The 19,668-nt window shown below is 70.0% G+C and carries 15 protein-coding genes and 3 pseudogenes; 8 read left to right on the top strand and 10 right to left on the bottom strand.

The features are described from left to right. Nucleotides 1-118: 118 nt before the first annotated feature. Nucleotides 119-1,002 (top strand): IS5 family transposase gene (locus tag ACFU8W_RS49480; protein WP_384052428.1). Its coding sequence is split into 2 segments (ribosomal slippage): nt 119-464 and nt 464-1,002, totalling 885 coding nucleotides; the frame shifts between segments, so codons are not numbered across the junction. Here ACFU8W_RS49480 and ACFU8W_RS49475 read toward each other — a convergent pair. From ACFU8W_RS49475 to ACFU8W_RS49465, 3 genes are all read right to left on the bottom strand, one after another. After that, entirely contained in the window at nt 1,003-1,338 is a 336-nt protein-coding gene (locus ACFU8W_RS49475; protein ID WP_384052427.1) for a hypothetical protein, read from the bottom strand. A 347-nt stretch (nt 1,339-1,685) separates the two neighbouring features. After that, nucleotides 1,686-2,348, bottom strand: a complete 663-nt coding sequence (locus tag ACFU8W_RS49470) for a response regulator transcription factor (protein WP_150497990.1) — start codon at nt 2,346-2,348, stop codon at nt 1,686-1,688. Then, nucleotides 2,323-3,495: a sensor histidine kinase gene (locus ACFU8W_RS49465; protein ID WP_384052426.1), complete on the bottom strand. Its 1,173-nt coding sequence runs from the start codon at nt 3,493-3,495 to the stop codon at nt 2,323-2,325. Before ACFU8W_RS49465 ends, ACFU8W_RS49470 begins: the two co-directional genes overlap by 26 nt. 175 nt (nt 3,496-3,670) lie before the next feature. Here ACFU8W_RS49465 and ACFU8W_RS49460 point away from each other — a divergent pair, with 175 nt between their 5' ends. Beyond that, nucleotides 3,671-5,932, top strand: a complete 2,262-nt coding sequence (locus tag ACFU8W_RS49460) for an MMPL family transporter (protein ID WP_384052425.1) — start codon at nt 3,671-3,673, stop codon at nt 5,930-5,932. A 67-nt stretch (nt 5,933-5,999) separates the two neighbouring features. Here the strand turns inward: ACFU8W_RS49460 and ACFU8W_RS49455 are convergent. Beyond that, nucleotides 6,000-7,003, bottom strand: a pseudogene (locus tag ACFU8W_RS49455) (IS5 family transposase). A gap of 194 nt (nt 7,004-7,197) precedes the next feature. On the opposite strand from ACFU8W_RS49455, the gene ACFU8W_RS49450 reads away from it, so the two are divergent. The 3 genes from ACFU8W_RS49450 to ACFU8W_RS49440 all read left to right on the top strand — a co-directional run bounded on the left by ACFU8W_RS49450 (nt 7,198) and on the right by ACFU8W_RS49440 (nt 9,815). Continuing rightward, nucleotides 7,198-8,151 (top strand): IS481 family transposase, encoded by a 954-nt coding sequence (locus tag ACFU8W_RS49450; RefSeq protein WP_384052424.1) that lies wholly within the window; start codon nt 7,198-7,200, stop codon nt 8,149-8,151. 293 nt (nt 8,152-8,444) lie between these two features. Then, the gene (locus ACFU8W_RS49445) at nt 8,445-8,849 is read left to right on the top strand and encodes a nuclear transport factor 2 family protein (RefSeq protein WP_384052423.1); all 405 of its coding nucleotides are present in this window, start codon (nt 8,445-8,447) and stop codon (nt 8,847-8,849) included. 318 nt (nt 8,850-9,167) lie between these two features. Then, nucleotides 9,168-9,815, top strand: a complete 648-nt coding sequence (locus ACFU8W_RS49440) for an FAD-dependent oxidoreductase (protein ID WP_384052422.1) — start codon at nt 9,168-9,170, stop codon at nt 9,813-9,815. Between the two features lie 58 nt (nt 9,816-9,873). On the opposite strand, the gene ACFU8W_RS49435 is transcribed toward ACFU8W_RS49440, so the two are convergent. The 4 genes from ACFU8W_RS49435 to ACFU8W_RS49420 all read right to left on the bottom strand — a co-directional run bounded on the left by ACFU8W_RS49435 (nt 9,874) and on the right by ACFU8W_RS49420 (nt 14,776). Then, complete coding sequence (locus tag ACFU8W_RS49435; protein WP_384052421.1) at nt 9,874-10,671, bottom strand: GntR family transcriptional regulator; 798 nt, start codon at nt 10,669-10,671, stop codon at nt 9,874-9,876. A 286-nt stretch (nt 10,672-10,957) separates the two neighbouring features. Continuing rightward, nucleotides 10,958-11,935: a sulfite exporter TauE/SafE family protein gene (locus ACFU8W_RS49430; RefSeq protein ID WP_384052420.1), complete on the bottom strand. Its 978-nt coding sequence runs from the start codon at nt 11,933-11,935 to the stop codon at nt 10,958-10,960. Then, nucleotides 11,932-13,359 (bottom strand): rhodanese-like domain-containing protein, encoded by a 1,428-nt coding sequence (locus ACFU8W_RS49425; protein ID WP_384052419.1) that lies wholly within the window; start codon nt 13,357-13,359, stop codon nt 11,932-11,934. Before ACFU8W_RS49425 ends, ACFU8W_RS49430 begins: the two co-directional genes overlap by 4 nt. A gap of 214 nt (nt 13,360-13,573) precedes the next feature. Beyond that, nucleotides 13,574-14,776: an FAD/NAD(P)-binding oxidoreductase gene (locus tag ACFU8W_RS49420; protein ID WP_384052418.1), complete on the bottom strand. Its 1,203-nt coding sequence runs from the start codon at nt 14,774-14,776 to the stop codon at nt 13,574-13,576. Between the two features lie 448 nt (nt 14,777-15,224). Here ACFU8W_RS49420 and ACFU8W_RS49415 point away from each other — a divergent pair, with 448 nt between their 5' ends. Further along, complete coding sequence (locus tag ACFU8W_RS49415; protein WP_384052417.1) at nt 15,225-15,482, top strand: hypothetical protein; 258 nt, start codon at nt 15,225-15,227, stop codon at nt 15,480-15,482. 15 nt (nt 15,483-15,497) lie between these two features. Here the strand turns inward: ACFU8W_RS49415 and ACFU8W_RS49410 are convergent, their stop codons facing one another. Next, nucleotides 15,498-16,091 carry an IS5 family transposase gene (locus ACFU8W_RS49410; RefSeq protein ID WP_384052416.1) on the bottom strand — a complete coding sequence of 198 codons (594 nt, stop codon included), beginning with the start codon at nt 16,089-16,091 and terminating at the stop codon, nt 15,498-15,500. A 389-nt stretch (nt 16,092-16,480) separates the two neighbouring features. Between ACFU8W_RS49410 and ACFU8W_RS49405 the strand changes: the two are divergent. Together ACFU8W_RS49405 and ACFU8W_RS49400 are read left to right on the top strand one after the other, a co-directional pair. Beyond that, a pseudogene (locus ACFU8W_RS49405) lies at nt 16,481-16,981 on the top strand (ISL3 family transposase); the annotation flags it as partial. Further along, nucleotides 16,975-17,584, top strand: a pseudogene (locus ACFU8W_RS49400) (integrase core domain-containing protein); the annotation flags it as partial. The pseudogenes ACFU8W_RS49405 and ACFU8W_RS49400, both read left to right, overlap by 7 nt. Before the next feature lie 57 nt (nt 17,585-17,641). Here the strand turns inward: ACFU8W_RS49400 and ACFU8W_RS49395 are convergent. Then, nucleotides 17,642-19,411: a S8 family serine peptidase gene (locus ACFU8W_RS49395; protein ID WP_384052415.1), complete on the bottom strand. Its 1,770-nt coding sequence runs from the start codon at nt 19,409-19,411 to the stop codon at nt 17,642-17,644. Nucleotides 19,412-19,668: the final 257 nt, after the last annotated feature.

Raw genomic sequence — 19,668 nt, 5'->3', positions numbered from 1 at the left:
AACCCCAGGCCCTTCGTCTGGACGAAGACCGCCGACGAGATCTTCGAACGCCTCACCGGATATCTAAACCGAATCAAAGACTCAGGACACTAGGACGTGTCTGATAATTGATCTTGTGGTGGGTCGTGGTGAGCTGACGGATGCGGAGTGGGAGCGGATAGCGCCCCTGCTGCCGGGTATTGACGGGCGGGGTCGTCCGTGGCGGGATCACCGGCAGGTGATCAACGGGGTGTTGTGGCGGTTGCGGACGGGTGCTCCGTGGCGTGATCTACCGGAACGCTTCGGGCCGTGGCAGACGGTCTATGAGCGGTTTGCCCGCTGGGAGGCGGACGGGACCTGGGCCCGCCTGCTCGAGAAGGTCCAGGTCCGCGACGATGCGGTCGGGGCGGTGGAGTGGACCGTGTCGGTCGACTCCACGATCAACCGTGCCCACCAGCACGCCGCCGGCGCCCGCAAAAAGGGGCGCCGACGGGGGACGAACCGGAAGATCCGGAACGCGCGGCGGCTGGTCAGGCGCTCGGCCGGTCCCGCGGCGGGCTGACCACCAAGGTCCACCTCGCCTGCGACGGCCGGGGCCTGCCCCTGGCCGTCCTCGTCACGCCGGGCAACGTCAACGACTCCACCGCCTTCGACGCGGTCCTGGACTTGGTGAGGGTTCCCCGAGACGGCGCCGGGCGGCCGCGTTGCAGGCCGGAGGCGGTCATCGCCGATAAAGCATATTCGTCCCGCGCGACCCGTCGGACGCTGCGGCGGCGGGGCATCCGGGCGGTGATCCCCGAACGAGCCGATCAGAAGGCCAACCGCGTGCGGCGCGGCAGGGCCGGCGGCAGGCCGCCAGCCTTCGACCGCGAGCTCTACAAGGCCCGCAACGTCGTCGAACGCTGCTTCAATCGGCTCAAGCAGTTCCGCGCAATCGCGACACGGTTCGACAAGCTGGCTGCCCGCTACCGGGCCGGGCTTCACCTCGCGTCACTCATTCTCTGGCTTCGCGAAACACGATGATCAGTCGCCGACAAACCATAGGTAGCTGCCTGGGGTCTGTGAGCAGGACTGCAGCAGCCCCTCAAGGTCAAGGACCGCCGCCGTCTGGGATGGCTCCGAACACTGCTGCAACAGGGCAGGCACCTCACGCAGTGCAGCTTGCGCCTGTTGCTCGTTGAACAACGTGTCCCCGTAAGGATCCACACGCGCAAGGTTGCCTTGATGGGTCTCACCCATGCCGAGTAGCACGTCGGACAGCTTGTCGCCATGGTCGTACGACCCACGGATCAAAGTCCCTCTGGACCGATCCCAGTCCAGGACAGGCCGGTCGGCATGCAGTTCTATCTCGACGCCCACGGTGGTTCCCTTCGAGCGGCTGCACCGAGCAGCCAAATTACTGGCGATCAGTCAAGCAGAGGCAGCCAGCGACCGGAGATCATTTACCAGACAGGTCCTAGGGCGCGTATCGAGTCGTGATCATCGGGTGGTCCTGGTGAGGTCTTTGATCCAGATCATCGAGGCGTGCAGGTGGAGACTGGCGAGGTAGCTGTCGGGAGTCTTGTCGTATCGGGTGTCTCACCATCCCCGTTCCGGCCTCCTGGTACGTCACGCTCTGGGGCGGGTGAGGCACGTGGAGCCGACGTGAGTCGACCGGTGCACTGATGTCCGGGCGGGGACTCATGGGACATGGCCCGGCACCCGGCTCAGGTTCCGGGGAGGATACGGCGCGTTTCGTAGGCCCACATCGCGATCTCGACCCGGTTGCGGGCGCCGAGTTTGGCCATCAGGCTGGCCAGATGCGTCTTCACCGTGCTGAGGCTGATGTGCAGTGCATCGGCGATCTCGGTGTTGGTCAGCCCGCGAGCGACGGCGAGGAGCACCTGCTCCTCGCGGGCGGTGACGGGGGAGACCGGCTGGGCCACGGGCCGGCCGGCGGGCAGGTCCGCGAATGCCTGGAGCAGACGGACGGTGACGCTGGGCGCGATGAGCGCCTCACCGTCGGACGCCGACCGTACGGCCTGCGCCAGAAGGTCCGGTCCCGTGTCCTTGAGGAGGAATCCGCGGGCGCCGGCACGCAGTGAGCCGTAGACGTACTCGTCGAGGTCGAACGTGGTGATGACGACCACGGCCAGCGGGTCGGCGACGCCCGGGCCGGCGACCAGCCGGGTGGCCTCGAGCCCGTCGAGTACGGGCATGCGGATGTCGAACAGGCAGACGTCGGGGCGCAGTTCGCGGGCCAGACGTACCGCTTCCCGCCCGTCGGCGGCCTCGCCGACCACCTCGATGCCGGGCTGGGCGTTCAGCATGATCCGCAACCCGGTGCGGATGATCGTCTGGTCGTCAGCGACGAGGACGCGAATGGACACCGCTCTCGCTCCTCGCTCTCGGCAGTTCGGCTTCGACATGCCAGCCCCGGTCGGTACCCGGGCCGGCTCGTAGTGTGCCGCCGAGCAGGGTCGCGCGCTCGCGCAGTCCGGTAAGTCCGTATCCGTCACGACCCCGGCCGGTGCGCCGGCCGTTGTCGCGCACGCTCACCCGTACCGTGTGCCGTTCCGCGGCGACCCGAACGACGAGCTCGGTCGCGTCGACCGCATGGCGCAGCGCGTTGGTCACCGACTCCTGCACGATCCGGTAGACGGCCGCGTCCACGGCCGGGGGCAGCGCGTTTAGTTCGCCGTCGAGCCCCAGGTCGACCCTGAGGCGACCACCCGGGGTGCGCACCAGGCGCTCCAGATCCGCGACTCCGGCAGGGGGCGCCAGCTCGGCGCCGACCCCGCGGTCGCGCAGCGCGGCGACCATGGCGCGCATTTCCTCCAGCGTGCGCGCCCCTTCCTCCTCGACCCCCTCCAGCGCCTCGACGGCGGCGGACGGGTCGGTGCCCGCGAGCACCCGGCCCGCCTGGGCGATGATCACCATGGCCGACACGTGGTGGGCCACCGTGTCGTGCAGTTCCCGGGCGAGCTGCTCGCGCTCGCGGGAGCGCACCTGCTCCAACTGCCGCTCGCGAGCGGTCACCCAGAACCGCACGGCAGCCCCGACCACGCCGGGCAGCAGCAGGAAGACGAAGCCCACGACCTTTTCGACGACCGGGGTCTCGTCCGTGACGACACACAGCGCGCCGACCGCGAGGATCACCGCGCCGCCCAGCACGATCTCGCGTCCCGATCCCCACCGGGGCAGCGCGTACACCAGCACGAGCACGACCGCGCCGGTGTACAGGCCGACGGGCTCGCGCGGTGCGGCGACGAGCGAGGCCACCGGAAGCAGGATCACCGAGCCGAACGCCAGCGTCACCATCGCCAGAGGGCGGGTCCGGCGCCACAGGGGCAGCAGGCACAGCCATACGGCGAACACCACCGCCACCGGCCGCCACACGACGTTCTCGCGCAGGGTGGCCTCCAGCGCCACACCGGCAAGGCCCGCGGCGAGCAGCGCCCAGTCCCGACGCACCCGGGCGGGCGCGTCGGGCGGCCGGGGTTCGGTCCACAGGGTTCGCAGGTCGTCTCGCAGCACGGTTCTCAGCCTAGGGACCGCGGCGTGCCGCGCATCGGCCGAAAGGACGGGCCGTCACTCCGACTTGGGGCCGACGGATCCGCGGCCCGCGGGCCGATGCCGCGGAGCGCCGTGGCGACGAGCCTCGGCATCGGCGGCCGTACAAGGACGGCCGACGAGGTGGTTGGAGGACCCGATGCTCTCGAAAGCCCTGTTGCGCCTGGGCGCAAGCGCCGCCCGCCATCCCTGGCGGGTGATCGCGGCATGGCTGATCGCCGCCACGCTCGCCGTCCTCGCCGCCGTCGCCTTCGGCGGGCGGACCGCGGACTCGATGACCGCTCCGGGACTGGACTCCCAGCGGGCCGCGGAACTGATCGAGCGGGCAGGCACCGGCCAGGAGGGGATGACCGCCCACGTGGTCGTCACCCCCCTCGACGGCGATGCGACGTTCTTCGACGACGACGGCGCGCGCACCGCTCTCACGCGGCTGCGGGCCGAGGTGAAGCGGCTGCCGCACGTGCTCGGCACGAGCGACCCGGCGGGGGCACTCGACGCGGGCGGGGACACCGCCGTGCGCGGCGGCCTCGTCTCGGCCGACGGGCGGATCGCGGTCGTCCGGGTGCAGTACCCCGACCAGAGCCGGCTGTCGGCCGAGGACCTCGACGCCCTCGTCGAACTCGGCGACCGGCTGCGCGCCGAGATGCCGCTGCGCATCGAGATGGGCGGGAACCTCTTCTACGCCTTCTCCGACCCCGACGGCGGCGTGAGCGAGTTGATCGGCCTCCTCGCCGCGGCCGCGATCCTGTTCCTGGCGTTCGGTTCGCTCGTCGCCGCCGCGCTGCCGATCGGCATGGCGGTCTTCGGGCTGACCGTCGGGGTCGCCACGATGACGGTACTGGCGGGGGTGACGGACGTCCCCACCTTCGCACCGGTCCTGGGCAGCATGGTCGGGCTCGGAGTGGGCATCGACTACGCGCTGTTCGTGCTCGCCAGGCACCGGGAGTACCTCGCGCGCGGGCTTGATCCGCACGAGGCGGCCGGGCGAGCGGTGGCCACGGCGGGGCGGCCGGTGGTCTTCGCCGGCGGCACCGTCGTCGTGTCGATCCTCGGCATGGCGGTCGCGAACGTGCCGTTCATGACGGTGGGCGGGCTCGCCGTCTCGATCGTCGTCCTGACCATGGTGCTCGCGTCGGTGACGCTGCTGCCGGCCTTCCTCGGCGCGGCCGGCCCGCGCCTGGGCCGGGCCGGTCGGATCGCCCGGGCTCTTCGGGCGGGGCGGCTCGGCCGATTCGGCCGGCGGCGGGACACGGAGGCGGGCGCCGTCCCCGCCGCCGGGTGGCGTCGCTGGATCGGGCACGTCAGCCGGCACCCGGTGCCGTACGCGGTCGGCGCGGCGGGGCTGCTGCTGACGGCGACGCTGCCGGTGCTCGGCCTGCGCGTCGGCCTGCCCGACGACGGGTCGCTGCCTCAGAGCCGTACCGAGCGCCGGGCCTACGACCTCGTCGCCGAGGGGTTCGGGCCCGGCACCAACGGTCCCCTCGTCATCGCCGCGGACCCCGCCGGTGATCCGGGCGTGCTGGACCGTCTCGTCGCAACGGTCGCGGCGGATCCGGGCATCGCGTCCGTCGCGCCGACGCACGTCGATCGGGCCACCGGCATCGCGACCCTCGTGGTGTTCCCGACCACCAGCCCTCAGGACGAGGCCACGGCCGACACCCTCGCCCGGCTGCGCAGCGAGGTGCTGCCCACGGCGATCGGGGACGGCCCGGCCAGGGCCCACGTCGGCGGTGCCGCCGCGAGCCTGTCCGACGTGGGCGGACGTACCAGCCAACGCCTGCCGGTGTTCGTCGCCGCCGTGCTGGCGCTCTCGTTCCTGCTGCTGACGCCGGTCTTCCGCTCGGTCGTCGTACCGCTCAAGGCGGTGCTGCTGAACCTGCTGAGCATCGGCGCGGCCTACGGGGTCATGGTCGCGGTCTTCCAGTGGGGTTGGGGAGGCGCGCTCATCGGGCTGGAAGCGACGGTGCCGGTCGTGTCGTTCATCCCGATGTTCCTTTTCGCCATCCTGTTCGGCCTGTCGATGGACTACGAGGTGTTCCTCCTCTCGCGCGTGCGTGAGGAATACGTGCGCACCGGCGACAACGGCACGGCGATCGTGGAGGGCGTCGCGGGTACCGCCAGGATCATCACGTCGGCCGCGCTCATCATGGTGGCGGTCTTCCTGTCCTTCGCCGTCGCCGAGGACCCCTCCGCCAAGATGTTCGGGCTCGGCCTGGCCACCGCGATCTTCATCGACGCCACGGTCGTCCGCATGGTGCTGGTACCGGCGACCATGACACTCCTCGGCCGGACCAACTGGTGGCTGCCGAAATGGCTAGACTGGATGCTTCCCCGCGGCCCGGTCGGCACCGACGCGGAATCCACGGGTGAGGCCCCGCGTCCACGGCTGGTTGACCGTTGACGCAACTCCTGCCCGCCCTTGGCGTCCGGCACCTCAGCGCGTCACCTAGGGGTATATCGAGTCGTGATCATCGGGTGGTCCTGGTGAGGTCCTTGATCCAGATCATCGAGGCGCGCAGGTGGAGACCGGCGAGGTAGCTGTCGGGAGTCTTGTCGTATCGGGTGGCGATGCCTCGCCATGCTTTGAGCTTGTTGATCAGGCGTTCGACGGTGTTCCGCTCCTTGTAGAGATCGGCGTCGTGGCTGACGGGTCGGCCACCTCTGGAGCCCTTCTTCTTCCGGTTGGCGGCCTGGTCCTTCTTCTCCGGGATGACCGCCTTGATACGGCGTTTGCGCAGGTGGACGCGGTTTCCGCGGGACGAGTACGCCTTGTCCCCGGCGACCGCGTCCGGCCGGATGCGGGGTCGGCCGACGGGCCCGCGTACCCGTACCTTCTTCAGGACAGGGATGAACTGCGGGCTGTCCGCTGCCTGGCCTGTGGTCAGGATGAACGCCAGCGGACGGCACTTGCGGTCGGCGGCGAGGTGGACCTTGCTGGTCTGCCCGCCTCTGGAGCGTCCGAGGAGGGCGGCCTTCAGTCGGAGTTTCCGCCGACGCCGGATGCGTCGTCGTTCTTCCAGCGCGGGATCACTTTCGGTCTCTTGCCCGTTTTGCTCTTCGAGGCCGCCCCCTTTGACCTGGCCTTCTCCTCCTCGGCCGCGGCTTTCTCCAGGGCGGTGACGACGTCCTCGTCGAGGTGCATCCCGGCCGCGTCGTGGTGGGCTCGGGCGGTGGTGGAGTCGATGCTGACCAGCGACAGGTCCACCTCACCCCGCTTCGCGGCTTCCGTGATCAGGCCCTCCAGCAGGGCCTCGAAGACGCCGGCGTCACGCCACTGCCGGAAGCGGTTGTGGACGGTCGACCAGGCGCCGAACTCCGTCGGCATCTCCCGCCACTGCCCGCCCGTCTTGAACCGCCAGATCACGCCCTCGAACTGCTGCCGCAGTCGCTCGGGGTACGGGCCGTACTCGCCGATCGGCAGGTACGGCTCGATGAACACCCAATCCGGATCGGTCAGTTGCACTCGCGTCACGTAAGACCGTCTATCGGACCGGACCGTGCCACGAAGGCACATCTCGCAAATTGATCACGACTCGATACGCGCCCTAGTTGTTCTGTCCATGGAGGTTGGTGACGGAGTTCACGGCTGAGTGATCTTGAAATGGGTGAGGGCCTTCTGGCCTGGTGTGGATTGCGACATCTGCACCGGCGACCAGAAAGGCCCTCGTGCCTCACCGTAATGCACCCCTGACCGAGACCGGACGTCTGCGTCTGGCCCGTTGCGTCGTCGAGGACGGCTGGCCTCTGCGGCGGGCGGCCGAGCGCTTCCAGGTCTCACCAACGACAGCCCAGCGATGGGCGGACCGTTACCGGCTGTATGGCGAGGCGGGCATGACGGACCGGTCAAGCCGTCCGCACACCAGCCCACGCCGGACCCCGACGAGGACCGAACGACGGATCATCAAGGTCCGGATCCTGCGGCGGTGGGGACCGGCCCGCATCGCCCACCTGCTCGGCTTGGTCCCCTCGACCGTCCACCGCGTGCTGACCCGCTTCGGCCTGGCCCGCCTGACCCACCTCGACCGGGCAACCGGCCGCGTCATACGCCGCTACGAACGCGACCGGCCCGGCGAACTGGTGCACGTGGACATCAAGAAGCTCGGCAACATCCCCGACGGCGGCGGCCACAAAGCACTGGGCCGCCGAGCGGGCAGGAAGACCCGGTCCGGGGCCGGCTACAGCTACATCCACACCGCCGTCGACGACCACTCCCGCCTCGCCTACAGCGAAATCCTCACCGACGAGAAGAAGGAAACCGCCACCGGGTTCTGGCAACGGGCCCAGACCTTCTTCACCTCGTGCGGGATCACCGTCGAACGCGTCCTCACCGACAACGGCGCCTGCTACAAGTCCCACGCCTGGCGCAACGCCCTGGCAGCCGCCGGGATCACCCACAAGCGAACCCGGCCCTACCGCCCGCAGACCAACGGCAAGGTCGAACGCCTCAACCGCACCCTGCTCGACGAATGGGCCTACGCCCGCCCCTACCGCTCGGAACAGGAACGACGCGACGCGTTCCCTCAGTGGCTGCACACCTACAATCACCACCGCGGACACACCGCGCTCGCAGGCAAACCACCCGCCAGCCGCGTCCCCAACCTCACAGGGCAATACAACTAGTGCCGCAGCAGCACGACTACGAGCGCGAACTCGCCCAGCTCGATGAACGCGGTCTCGGGCCGCTGCGAACCGCGGCCACCGATGATCCCGTCTGCCGGCCTGGGCACCAAGGATTTCCACGCATCACGAGTTGTCCGATCTTGATCCGCAGTGTCCTAAAGCTGATTCGCTGCCTTGGCGATCTACGCTGTCACCGTTGCCCATTACGTTCAACGGCCCGGCGTCCTGGGGGAAGCCTCGAAGTGTTCCCAGGTCCCCGGATCGCTCCGGCCGCCTGCAGAGGGGACAGTGCGATGGATGCTGACATCCGGACCAGGGCCGCGCTCGAGGAACACTGGCGGGCGTCGGAAGGTGAGGATACCGAAGCCGAGCACGCCATCTACGCCGCGGACGCGATCCTCGACTACCCCCAGTCAGGTGAACGATTCCGGGGCCGCGCGACGATTGCGGCGCAACGTGGCGGACACCCTGCCAGCCGGCACTTCACCCTCCACCGGATCGTCGGCAGCGGGGATCTGTGGGTGAGCGAGTGCGTCATCACGTACGACGGGGTGCCCACCCACTCGGTGAGCATCATGGAATTTGTCCACGGGCACGTGGTGCACGAGACGCAGTACTTCGCGGACGCCTTCGGTTCGCCTGAATGGCGGACAGCACTCGCGGAGCCGATGCCGGGCAGGTATATCGCCAAGGCTTGACCCAGGGCTAGCTTCGATCGTTCATGAGGCTGTGACAGCTTGCTGACGAGGGCTCTGGGCTATTGCGGATGGGTATGTTCTGTCTGCGATCGGAGGGGACGGGTTCTTAGCGGTCGAAGAGCTGGATGACCCGGCCTGCGGCGCGGTTGTCGCCGAGCAGGATGGCGCCTGCCAGCCGATCCTCTGCGTGGGCAATCAGGGGCACGATGGCCGCTGTTGGTGACTCCTACGGCCAAGGTAGGACGGCTGCGTGCGCACCGCGCGGTTACATGAGCTGGGGACGTGGCCCCGTCCGGTCCGACCAGACGCGAGGGAGCAATGAGCGAAGCACACGAGAACCAGGAACGCGGCGCCTACGACGTGGTTGTGCTGGGCGCGGGCCCGGTCGGCACGAACGTCGCCGACCGTGCCCGCGCCGCCGGCCTCACCACGGCCGTCGTGGAACGTGAACTGGTCGGCGGCGAATGCGCCTACTGGGCCTGCGTCCCCAGCAAAGCGCTGCTGCGGCCGGTCATCGCCCTCACCGATGCACACCGGGTGGACGGCGCTCGGCAGGCCGTCACCGATCGGCCCGACACCGGCCGGGTCTTCGCCCGCCGCAACCACTACGTCAATGACTGGGACGACACCGGGCAGGGCGAGTGGGTGAAGGCCATCGGCACCGACCTGTACCGCGGCCACGGCCGCATCGACGGCCCCCGCCGGGTCACGAACGGCACAGGATCGCGGCGGCAGCGTGCGGGACCCGTTCGGCAACATTTGGTGGGTGATGAGCCGGGTCGAGCACATCGCACCGGACCTTGCCTGGCAGCGAATGTCCGAGCCGAAGTACGCCGAGGCGATGCGCACGGCCCAGGAGACCCTGGACGCCGCGCTCAGCGGTCGGGAGGCAGGGGTGGCCAGCACCCCGCAGCGCCCAACCCACTGAGATCAACTTCCGACCTGACTGCAGGCGACGGGAGTTGAGGGCCGGCAGCAAATATTGCAACTACACGGGTAAGTGACACTCCACGGCATCCCGTGATCAAAAACGGATGTTCCCGACTCTCTCCGGGGCCCTGCCCAGCCGGTAGCCGTCGTCGGCAGAGAACGCGGCGGCGACGGCGAAGCGATCCGCGCGGACGAGCGTCTGCCGCCACTCGACCGGGCGTCGGCTAGCGTCGTGACCGAGCCGGTCGATCGCGAACAACGCGGTGGACTCGGGGCAGTCGAGTAGGGTGCGTTCTCCGCGGCCAGGTACGACGGCCCGGATACGCTCCCAGCCGCCGCAGATACGGGTGCCGCAGTGGCGTTCGAGCTCGTCGTAAAGCGAGGTGCGGGTGAAGTCGACGTCCAGGAGCGGGCGGGCCACGTCCGCAGGAAGCCAAACACGATCGACGGCGAGCGGTTCCTCGTCGGCGAGACGCAGGCGTTCGAGGTAGACGAGTGGTGTGGATTCCTCAAGTCCCAGACGGGCGGCGATAACGCCGTCGGCGCGCTGGTCGAGCACACGTACGGCGCTGCGCTGGACGGCGCCGACCTCCTCGACAGAGCGGAAGAAGCTGTACGCTTCACCGACCTTCTGTTCCAGCGGGCGGCTGGCGGTGAACCGGGAGACCTTGCCGCGCTGGGCGGTGACGAGGCCCTCCGCACGAAGCTGCCGGAGGGCCTCGCGGACCGTGTGCCGGCTGACCTGGTACTCGGCGACGAGGTCGTGCTCGCCGGGGAAGACGTCGCGGAATTCGCCGTCTTCGAGACGGCGCAGCAGGTCGGCGCGCAGCTGTGCCCATAGCGGTTTGCCCGCGGATCGGGTGAGGAGGCGAGGGCCGGAGCGGGAGATCACCAGCGCCCTCCTGGGGGTCGGGGTCGGGCGGATGCTGCTGACACAGGATGAATGTTCGTGCATTCGGGGGAACGGTGCAAACCTGAGAGCTCCTCGGTTGACGGAGCGCTGGCCTGGCCCTGGAGGGGCGGCGACCCGATGTGGCCGGCGCCCGGTGACCACAGGGCGGGCGCCGGACGCCGGAGGTCCCACGACGGGCTCGGGCGCCAGCCGCTCAGGCGGCAGCCGATCCGCAGCGGCCGTCACCCGGGGCGGGGTGCACCGGCCAGCGGTCGTGCAGGAACCTTTAGACGAAGACGTCGATGAGCATGAACACGGCCATCGCGAGCAGCAGGGTGGCGAAGGCCCGCTGCAGGGCGGCGCCGGAGAGCTTGGCTGCCAGCCGCTTGCCGTCCCAGGCGCCGAGGATGGCTGCGCCCACGAACGGGCCGAAGACTGCGAGGTCGAGGGACGTGCCTCCGGCCGCCAGGCGGGTGGCGAGGGACGCGACCGAGTTGATGAGGATGACCACGAGGCTGGTGCCGACGGCCCTTCGCATCGGCAGGCGGAGCACGGACATCAGGGCGGGTACGGCAAGGAAACCGCCGCCGACTCCCAGCAGCCCTGTCACCGCGCCGAGGCCGACCCCGGCCACGGCGGTGCGCAGGTGCCCGGCCCGGTCGGCGGGCCCTCCGGGGGCGTCGGCGGCGTCGCCACCACCTGCGTCTTCCGGTACGGGGCCGCCCCCGCCGTTTGCGGCTGCGGTCGTCCCGTCGGCCGTTCGTAGTGCCGCCCGGGCGGCGGTCGCCTCCGCGCACCCGGGCCGTCGGGAGCGGGAAACGACAGCCCCCACGGCCGCCCCCGGTGCGGTGGCTTTCGGGGCAACCGCCGCGGCCGCGGCAACCCGACGGGTGCGGTGCCCCATACGGGTACCGCGCAGCATCGCCGCGGCGGCGAGAGCGGCCAGGGCGGCGAACGCAGCGGTCAGCACGGCCTGCGGAATGCGGTGCGTGAGCACGGACGCTCCGATGGCGGGTGCCACACCGGCCGCGGCGAACAGCGCGCCGGTGCGCCAGCATATGTTGCCCGTGCCGGAGTGGCGGGCAAGAGCGGTGACGGATGTAACGGTGACGACGACCAGACTGGTGGTCCCGGCGTCGGCGGGTGTGACGCCCAGGAGGTACACCAGGGCCGGTACCGCGAGCACCCCACCGCCACCGCCGAGCGCGCCAAGGGCCAGGCCGACCATGGCTCCGCAGAGCAGAGCGAGGATCAGGACACTCACGCCGGGAAGCCACCCGGGGCCGTGTCGGTGGGATGCGCAACCTCGCCGTGCCATGCGGAGAAGCCGCCGCGCAGGTCGGTGGTCTCGAAGCCGCGGGCGCGCAGCACGGACGCGGCCACCGATGAGCGATTACCGCTCGCGCAGATCACGGTCAGTGGCTGATCCGTCGGCAGTTCGCTCAGGCGGGCGATCAGTTCGGGCAGCGGGATGAGGCGGGCGCCGGGGATGGTGCCGTTATCGCGTACCTCGTCCAGGCCGCGCACGTCCACCAGCTCGAAGCCGCCCGTGCCCTCGGCGAGTCGGCCGGCGAGGACGTCGGCCTCCACGCGCACGACGGCGGTCAGGTACTCAGTACCGACAGTCTCGACCGCGGTGGTCAGGGCGCCGAGGACGCGGTCGAAGCCGATGCGGGCGAGACGGTTGCGGGCCTCACGCGCAGTGGCGGGATCGCCGCACAAAATGATGCGGTCCCGGGCATCGAGCACCTCGCCGACGAGCTCGGCGAACCGACCGCCGATGGGGACGTTGACCGCGCCGGGCACGTGGGCGGAGGCGAACGACTCCGGGTCCCGCGTATCCAGAACTCTGGCACCGCCCGCCCGAGCCTCGATGAAGGCGTCCGGGGTCAGGGAGGGGACGGGGGCATCCTCATCCAGGGCTGGACGGGCTTGGCGGTTGCGCACGGATGTGAAGGCGAAGTAAGCGGGCGCGGCGGGCTGGTCTTCGGTCACTGCAGAGACGAATTCGTCCTCGGTCATGTCGGCCAGGGCGTAGTTGCTGCGGCGCTGGTTGCCGATCGTGCAGCTCAGCTCGGTCGAGAGGTTCTTGCCGCAGGCCGAGCCGGCTCCGTGCGCCGGGTAGACGCGTGTGTCGTCGGGGAGGGTGAGCAGGCACTCGCGGGTGGAGTGGTACAGGACGCGGGCCATGTCCTCGGCGGACCGGCCGCGGGCACTGAGCAGGTCGGGACGGCCGACGTCGCCGATGAACAGCGTGTCGCCGGTGAGAACACCGTAGGGGACGGCGTCGTCGGCGTGTTCGCGGACGACGACGCAGATCGACTCGAGGGTGTGGCCAGGTGTGTGCAGGATCTCCAGGTCGACGTCGCCGAGGCTGAGGTGCTCGCCGTCGTCCAGGGGGTCCGTGTCGAAGTCGAGCGTACCGGCGGAGCCGTAGGAGATCCGGGCACCGGTGCGCTCGGCCAGCTCCAGGTGACCGGAGAGGAAGTCCGCGTGGATGTGGGTCTCGATGACCCGCTCGATGGTCAGGCCGTGACGCTCGGCGGTGGCGATGTAGTCGTTGACGTCGCGCTGAGGGTCGACCACGACGGCCCGGCCGGTGGTGCGGTCGCCGACGAGGTACGAGGCGTGGGAGAGGCAGTCGAGATAGAACTGCACGAAGACCAGCGGTCCGGTGTGGTTTGTCATAACGGCCTCCTGAAGATGTGTGGTGGTTGCGTGCCGGCGAGTCAGGTCCGGGCGTGGGTGGGTGTCGGTGTGTCCGCGGGTCCAGGGTCAGACGCTGCGACAGCAAGGCGGCCGGGCGCCTGATGGCGGCGGTCGCTGGGGCCGGACCGCGGGTGCGGCCCGGCGGGCCCGGCCGGTGCGCTGGTCGGGCCGATTGCGGCTTTCAGGTGTCGGGTCAGGCGAGCCCGCGAAGCATGAGGTTCCAGTAGAGGAACGGCAGGCCGCGCCGCTTGAGGTACCACATGTCGGTGCGTTCGCGGATGGTGTCGATCACCGGGATCGACGGCGCGGGCTGCCCGCTGTAGTCGAACTCGGCGAGCAGCATCTTGTTGCGGGCCGTGGTCAGCGGGCACGAGGAGTAGCCGTTGTAGGAGGCCGTGGGTTCCCGGCCGTTCATCGTTGCGAGGAGGTTCTCGACGACCACGGGCGCCTGCTTGCGCACGGCTGCGCCGGTCTTGGAGTTCGGGGACGATCCGGCGTCACCGAGGGCCCAGACATTGGGGTACCTGACGTGCCGCATCGTGTGCTTGTCGATCTCGACGTAGCCGGCCGGGTCGTCAGCGTCGGAGAGTGGGCTGTGCTTGATCCAGTCCGGGGCGCTCTGTGGTGGTACGAGGTGGGCCATGTCGTACGGCAGGGTCGTCCTGCCCCCGGTGCCCAGGTCGGTGACGACCACCTCGCGGGCCTCGGGGCGCACCTCGGTGACCTCGCTGCCATAGTGGACCTTGATGCCGTACCGGCGGACCACGTCGTCGAGCACGCGTGCGAACTCCGGAACGCCGAAAATAACGGCGCCAGGGATCACGAGGTGGACGTCGATCCTGCCGAGGACGCCCTGCTTGCGCCAGTAGTCGGCGGCGAGGTAGGCAATCTTCTGTGGGGCGCCGCCGCACTTGATGGCTCCCTTGGGCATGCTGAACACCGCGCTGCCCGAGCGGGTTTCGCGGATGAAGCGCCAGGTCGCGGGGGCGGTGTGCGGCAGGTAGTTACTGGATAGGCCGTCCTTGCCAAGCCCGGCCTCCAGGCCCGGCACGCGGTCCCAGTCCAGCTGAATGCCGGGGCAGACCACGAGCTGGTCGTAGGAGACGGTGCTGCCGTCGTCCAGTGTCACCTCCTGGGCTTCGGGGTCGACGGCGACTGCGGCGTGGCGGATCCACCGCACACCCTTCGGTATGACGGTCTCCTGGGGACGGATGCTCTCTTTCAGCGGTGCTCGTCCGCCGCCGACCAGCGTCCACAATGGCTGGTAGTAGTGGTCAAGGCTCGGGTCGAGTACTGCGACGTCCTTTTCACTGGCACGGCAGAGCCGCGCCGCGACCGAGATACCCGCGGTCCCGCCGCCGATGATCACGGTCCTGTGGTGCTGCTTGGTCACCAAGGGAACCCTCCCGTACGCCTAATGTACGTACATTCAAGCTAGGTTGTACGGCTCCGACATGCAAGCCACCTGCGAAGTCCCATCGGGATTGTGCGTACATTTTGTTCCGTGTGCTGCGGCGAGCACGCGCCCCGTCTCCCGCGCGGCCGGAGCGGCGGAGGGCACGGCGGCGCGCCTCCCGGAAGGCCGCAGCTCCGACACGGGGCCGACTGGGCAAGGGGCGCGAATTCAGTGGCCGCCCGCACCGCCGATGACGGGATCTCCGGCAGTCCCCGGCCTCAGCAGGCGGATAATCCCGTGCTCCCCCGCCACGCCTCCGGGGGTCCTTACGTGGACGGCCGGTGCGTGCCATCGCTCAACTCCCCGTTCGGTGCCAGGCGGGGCCCATGCCATCGCTGCGGGCGCAACATAAGGGCAGCCACTGACAGACAGTCGGCCGATCCTCACTGTGCCCGCGCGGACACGGCTGGCGGTCGTGGCCGTCGCGACGGCGGCCCTGCGGCGTGTCCGGTGCTTCGGTCTGAGCTCGGGGAGGACCATTGCGGCGGTGATGGGCATCGACACCGCGGTGGCGGCGAAGGTCGAGGGGGTGCGGTCGAAGGCGAAACGCCTGGCCGAGCGGGGGTGGTTGTTCCAGGAGGCGTCGGGCGCGTTCAGTGCCGGCCGCAGGCGTGTGGCCTCGCCAGGCGGCGGCCCATTCGCGTGATCATCGAGAACAGGATCATTGCCTCGCTGGTCGCGTCTCGTAATCCCTTGCCAGACGCCTCGAATGCATCAGCCAGCTCAGGGTGCGCTCGATCACCCACCGCCTCGGCAGCACCACGAACCCCGCTTGGCTGTCGGTCCGTTTGACGACCTCCACGGTCAGGGCAAGCCTTTCGCGAGCCCAGTCGATGAGGGCTCCGGTGTAGCCGCCGTCGGCCCAGACCAGGCAGATGTCCCGGTGCAACTCGCGCAGCCGGGCCAGCAGGCCGGTGGCCGCGTCCCGGTCGCCGATGTTCGCGGCGGTCACGGCCACGACCAGTAGCAGGCCCAGGCAGTCGGTCACGATGTGCCGCTTCCTGCCGTTGATCAGCTTTCCTCCGTCGAAGCCGCGTGAGGCGGCCGGCACCGAGGCGGCGGCCTTCACCGACTGCGCGTCGATGATCCCCGCAGTCGGCTCCGCCTCGCGCCCCTCGCGCTCCCGCACCTTCCCGCGCAGCCGGTCATGGAACTCTTGGACCAGCCCGTTCTCGCGCCACCGGCGGAAGAATGCATAGACCCGGGCCCAGCAGGGGCAGGACCGCTTCCCCACCAGCGCACACCACGTGCTCACTGCGGCGCGGTGCAAGCCGCAGGGCTCCGGTCTGATCGACAACGAAGGTGAAGGGCTCGGACAACTCCTCTGCTGTCTGAGCCGAAGCCCATTCGCCGAAGTCTGCTGGCGAACGCATGCTCTGACCACCGCCGTCCAGTCGGACGAGACTCCTCAAGTCGGCCTGAACGACATAGCGATAGCTCCACCCCCGCATGGTCATGCTCGCCAACCTAAGACTTGTCCCGTAACGATCACGCAGGACGGTGTCGCGGCTGGTTCTCGACCGGCTGCGGAGTCAGTCGAGGCCGGTTGCCCATGCGATCAGCGTGGCGAAGCTGGTCGTAGGTGTAGTGGGTCTGGTACGGGGCTTCGCCGGTGAAGTCGGAGACTGCACCGGCAGGTGGGTCGAGGGCAAGCAGGCGTCCACCAACCGCAAGCGCTGGCACCACGTCCACGACCTCCTCGATCGGGGCGTGGGCCTGCTGGAATGCGCCAGGCGCCTGAACCTGGCACTGAACACCGTCAAGCGCTACGCACGTGTCCCGGAACCCGAGCGGCTCATCCGCGCCCCCAAGTACCGGCCCACGCTGGTGGATCCCTACCGCGACCACCTGCGCCGACGCCGCGAGGATGACCCGGCCGTCCCGGTCGTGCACCTGTTCCGGGAGATTCAGGAACTCGGCTACCCAGGAAGCCTCGACCTCCTCCACAAGTACATCAACCAGGGCCGCGCCGAGGCCGACGGCCCAGCGCTCTCACCGCGCCGGCTGGCCCGCTACCGCCTCACCCACTCCGACCACCTCAAAGACCACCAACGAGAACGGATCGATGCTGCCACCGCAGCCTGCCCGCAGATGAGTGCCCTCACCCGTCTCATCCACACGTGCGCCACACTGCTGGAGCCCCGCGCCGTGGCAGCCCGACGTGTCGAGAGTTCCTGACCGCGCAAGCCGAGGGCATCATCGCCTGCGACTTCGTCCACCTCGACCTGGTCAACCTGCGCCGGTGTACGCCCTGGTGTTCCTCGAACACGGCACACGCCGCCTGCGCATCGCCGGGGTGACCGCCCATCCGACGGGATCCTGGACGGTGCAGCAGGCCCGCCCCCTCGCCGTCGAGTTGGGCGTACGCAGCGACTCGCTGAGCTTCCTGGTCCGCGACCGGGACGCGAAGTACACCGTGTCCTTCGACGCGGCCTTCACAGCCGAGGGGATCGAGGTCGTCAGGACCGTGCCGCGGGCTCCTCGGATGAACACCCACTGCGAACGGGCCATCGGGACCCTGCGGCGCGAGGCCCTGGACCATGCTGATCCGGAACGAGACTCACGCCCGGCACGTCCTCGACGCCTACGCCCGTCACTACAACCAGCATCGCCCGCACCAGGCTCGAGGACAGCTTCCTCCCCTTACTCAAAAGCATCCGGCGCCCGTGATCGGCCTGACCGCTCACCGACTCCGACGCACCCGAGTGCTCGGCGGCGGCATCAAACGAGTGCCGATATGCAGCATGACCAGCAGCGACGAGTTTCCGAACGGCACAGGACGGAGTCTGTGACCGCGTCGCGCCGTCAGCCTTGCTGGTGCGCCGCCGCGTATCCCTCGGCCCGGTAGTCCTGCTGCCAACTGGCGGGGATACCGAGGGCGGTGGGAGCGTCGGCGATCCCGGCCCCCAGGCGGGGATCGGCGCCGGGCAGGGGCTGGCAGGCGGTGCGCAGCAGCAGGTACAGCAGGTCGGCGCGGGCCGCGGTGCGGGGCACCGCCTGGGTGCGCAAGTGGTCGTGGTGGGCCAGCAGCAGCGCCGCCAGGCCGGTGACGTGCGCGGCGGCGATCGCCGTGCCGTCGACGGCGGCATAGCCGTCGCCGAGCGCGGTGGTGATGACCGCCGCGCCGGGCGCGACCAGGTCCACACCGGGGCCGGTGGGGGTGAACGGTGCCGGGTAGGGGCCGGGCCACGGCGGCTGCACCGCGGTGAGCGGGCTGCTCACGGGATAGGTGCCGGTGTGCGCGATCGCCCCCACCGCCAGGACCCCCGGCAGCGCGGCCGGGTGGGTCAGAGGCCCGGCGGTGTCCCCGGCCGGGGCGATGACGCTGATGCCGGCGGCGTGCGCGTCGGCGAGTTTCCAGGCGGCCAGCTGGGATGGTACGGGGTAGGCGAGGCTGATCTGGGCGATGTCGATGTCGTGGGTGATGCAGTAGTCGACCGCCTCGAGCAGGTCGCTGAGGTGCCCGCCGGGGAACAGTTTCAGGGCATGCACCTCGGCCTCCGCCGCGATCCCGGCGATGCCGGCGTTGTTGTCCGCCGCGGCGACGATGCCAGCACACCAGGTGCCGTGACCGGTCACATCGAGGCCCCAGGTGCCGTTTCCGGCGCCGGTGAAGTCGTGACCGTGCTCAACGGTGCTCTTGAGGTCCGGGTGGGCCGTGTTCACCCCCGAATCGAGCAGCGCGATCTTAATTCCGTCGCCGCGATAGGTCGGCGGGATCTGGTTGAGCCGCATCGCCTGGCTGCCCCAGCCGGTGAGCGCCTTGCCGGGGAAGCCCTCGAAGGTGTCCGCCAGGGCCTGCACCGTAACTACCACCTCCCCGTTGCCCGCGGGTTGGGGGGCGCCGGTGCGGCCTGGCCAGTAGCCGGCCACCGGGCGGACGTAGAGGGCCTGCAGGGTGTCTGGGGTGTCCGCGGCCAGGGTCAGCGTCAGCCGTCCATCCGGGCCGGTGATGCCGTGCACGGGGCCGCCGGTGCCGATCGCCCACACATGCGCCCCGGCCACCGCATCCCCGTCACCGCCCACCACGCGCAGCGTGAACTGTTCGGGCTCCTCCAGCGTGACTGCCAGCATGGGGTCGATCACCGGCACCGGGCCCACACCCACGGAGGGGATGGGGGTGTAGGACAGCGGCTGGTCGATCTCCACGACCACCTGCGGGTTCCCGGCCAGGGCGCGGGCCCGCTCCTGGGGCATCTTCACCACCGCGACGGGGGGGCAGGCCGGATGCGGCTCCGCGATCGCCCCCAACCCGCGCGACCGCGACGGGCGCACCTGCGCCACCGGTTCCACATCGGGGTCTTCCTCCAGCAGCTTGAACAGCGCCGAGGCCTCGATCGGCGGCACCCCACCGCCCAGCAGTCCCAGGGGTCGGGGCGCGACCAGATAGCGGCCCCACCCCGCCCGCACACCCCGACCCGGCACACCGGCCTCCCGCCGCTCGCGGCGTTCCCCGCCCGGACCGCCCGCGGCCGGCGGCTGCTGTTCGGCCTCGCCCGCCGCGCCCTGCGCACGCGAGCTCTTCCCGCCCTTGCCGTTGCCCGGCTTCACACCGTTGCCGCCCTGCTCACTCATTTAGCCAACCGCCATCTCAACGTAAAGCGTCGTCGTACGCCCCGGATCTTCAGTGGCCGGCCGGGAAGCGGGCGCCCATGAGCTCCCCGGCCAGCGTCCCGCCGCGCCTGAGGCCCTCACGTGCCACGGCGCGGCGGGGTATCCGGCCGGGCAGGCCCGCTCCCCCACAGGGAGAAAAGGCAACGAGCGCTGCCCGACCGGGGTGCTCACATGCCCAGAGGCGACAGCTGCCCGTACTGCGGCTGCTGCCCGAACAT

The organism is Streptomyces sp. NPDC057565 (assembly GCF_042801455.1).
Classification (GTDB): domain Bacteria; phylum Actinomycetota; class Actinomycetes; order Streptomycetales; family Streptomycetaceae; genus Streptomyces; species Streptomyces yanii.
This window is presented reverse-complemented; position numbering and strand designations above follow the sequence as displayed.

Coding starts and splice junctions, on each gene's coding strand:
- ACFU8W_RS49395 (WP_384052415.1), bottom strand. CDS start 19,411: ATGAGTGAGCAGGGCGGCAACGGTGTGAAGCCGGGCAACGGCAAGGGC.
- ACFU8W_RS49460 (WP_384052425.1), top strand. CDS start 3,671: ATGCTCTCGAAAGCCCTGTTGCGCCTGGGCGCAAGCGCCGCCCGCCAT.
- ACFU8W_RS49440 (WP_384052422.1), top strand. CDS start 9,168: ATGAGCGAAGCACACGAGAACCAGGAACGCGGCGCCTACGACGTGGTT.
- ACFU8W_RS49445 (WP_384052423.1), top strand. CDS start 8,445: ATGGATGCTGACATCCGGACCAGGGCCGCGCTCGAGGAACACTGGCGG.
- ACFU8W_RS49425 (WP_384052419.1), bottom strand. CDS start 13,359: ATGACAAACCACACCGGACCGCTGGTCTTCGTGCAGTTCTATCTCGAC.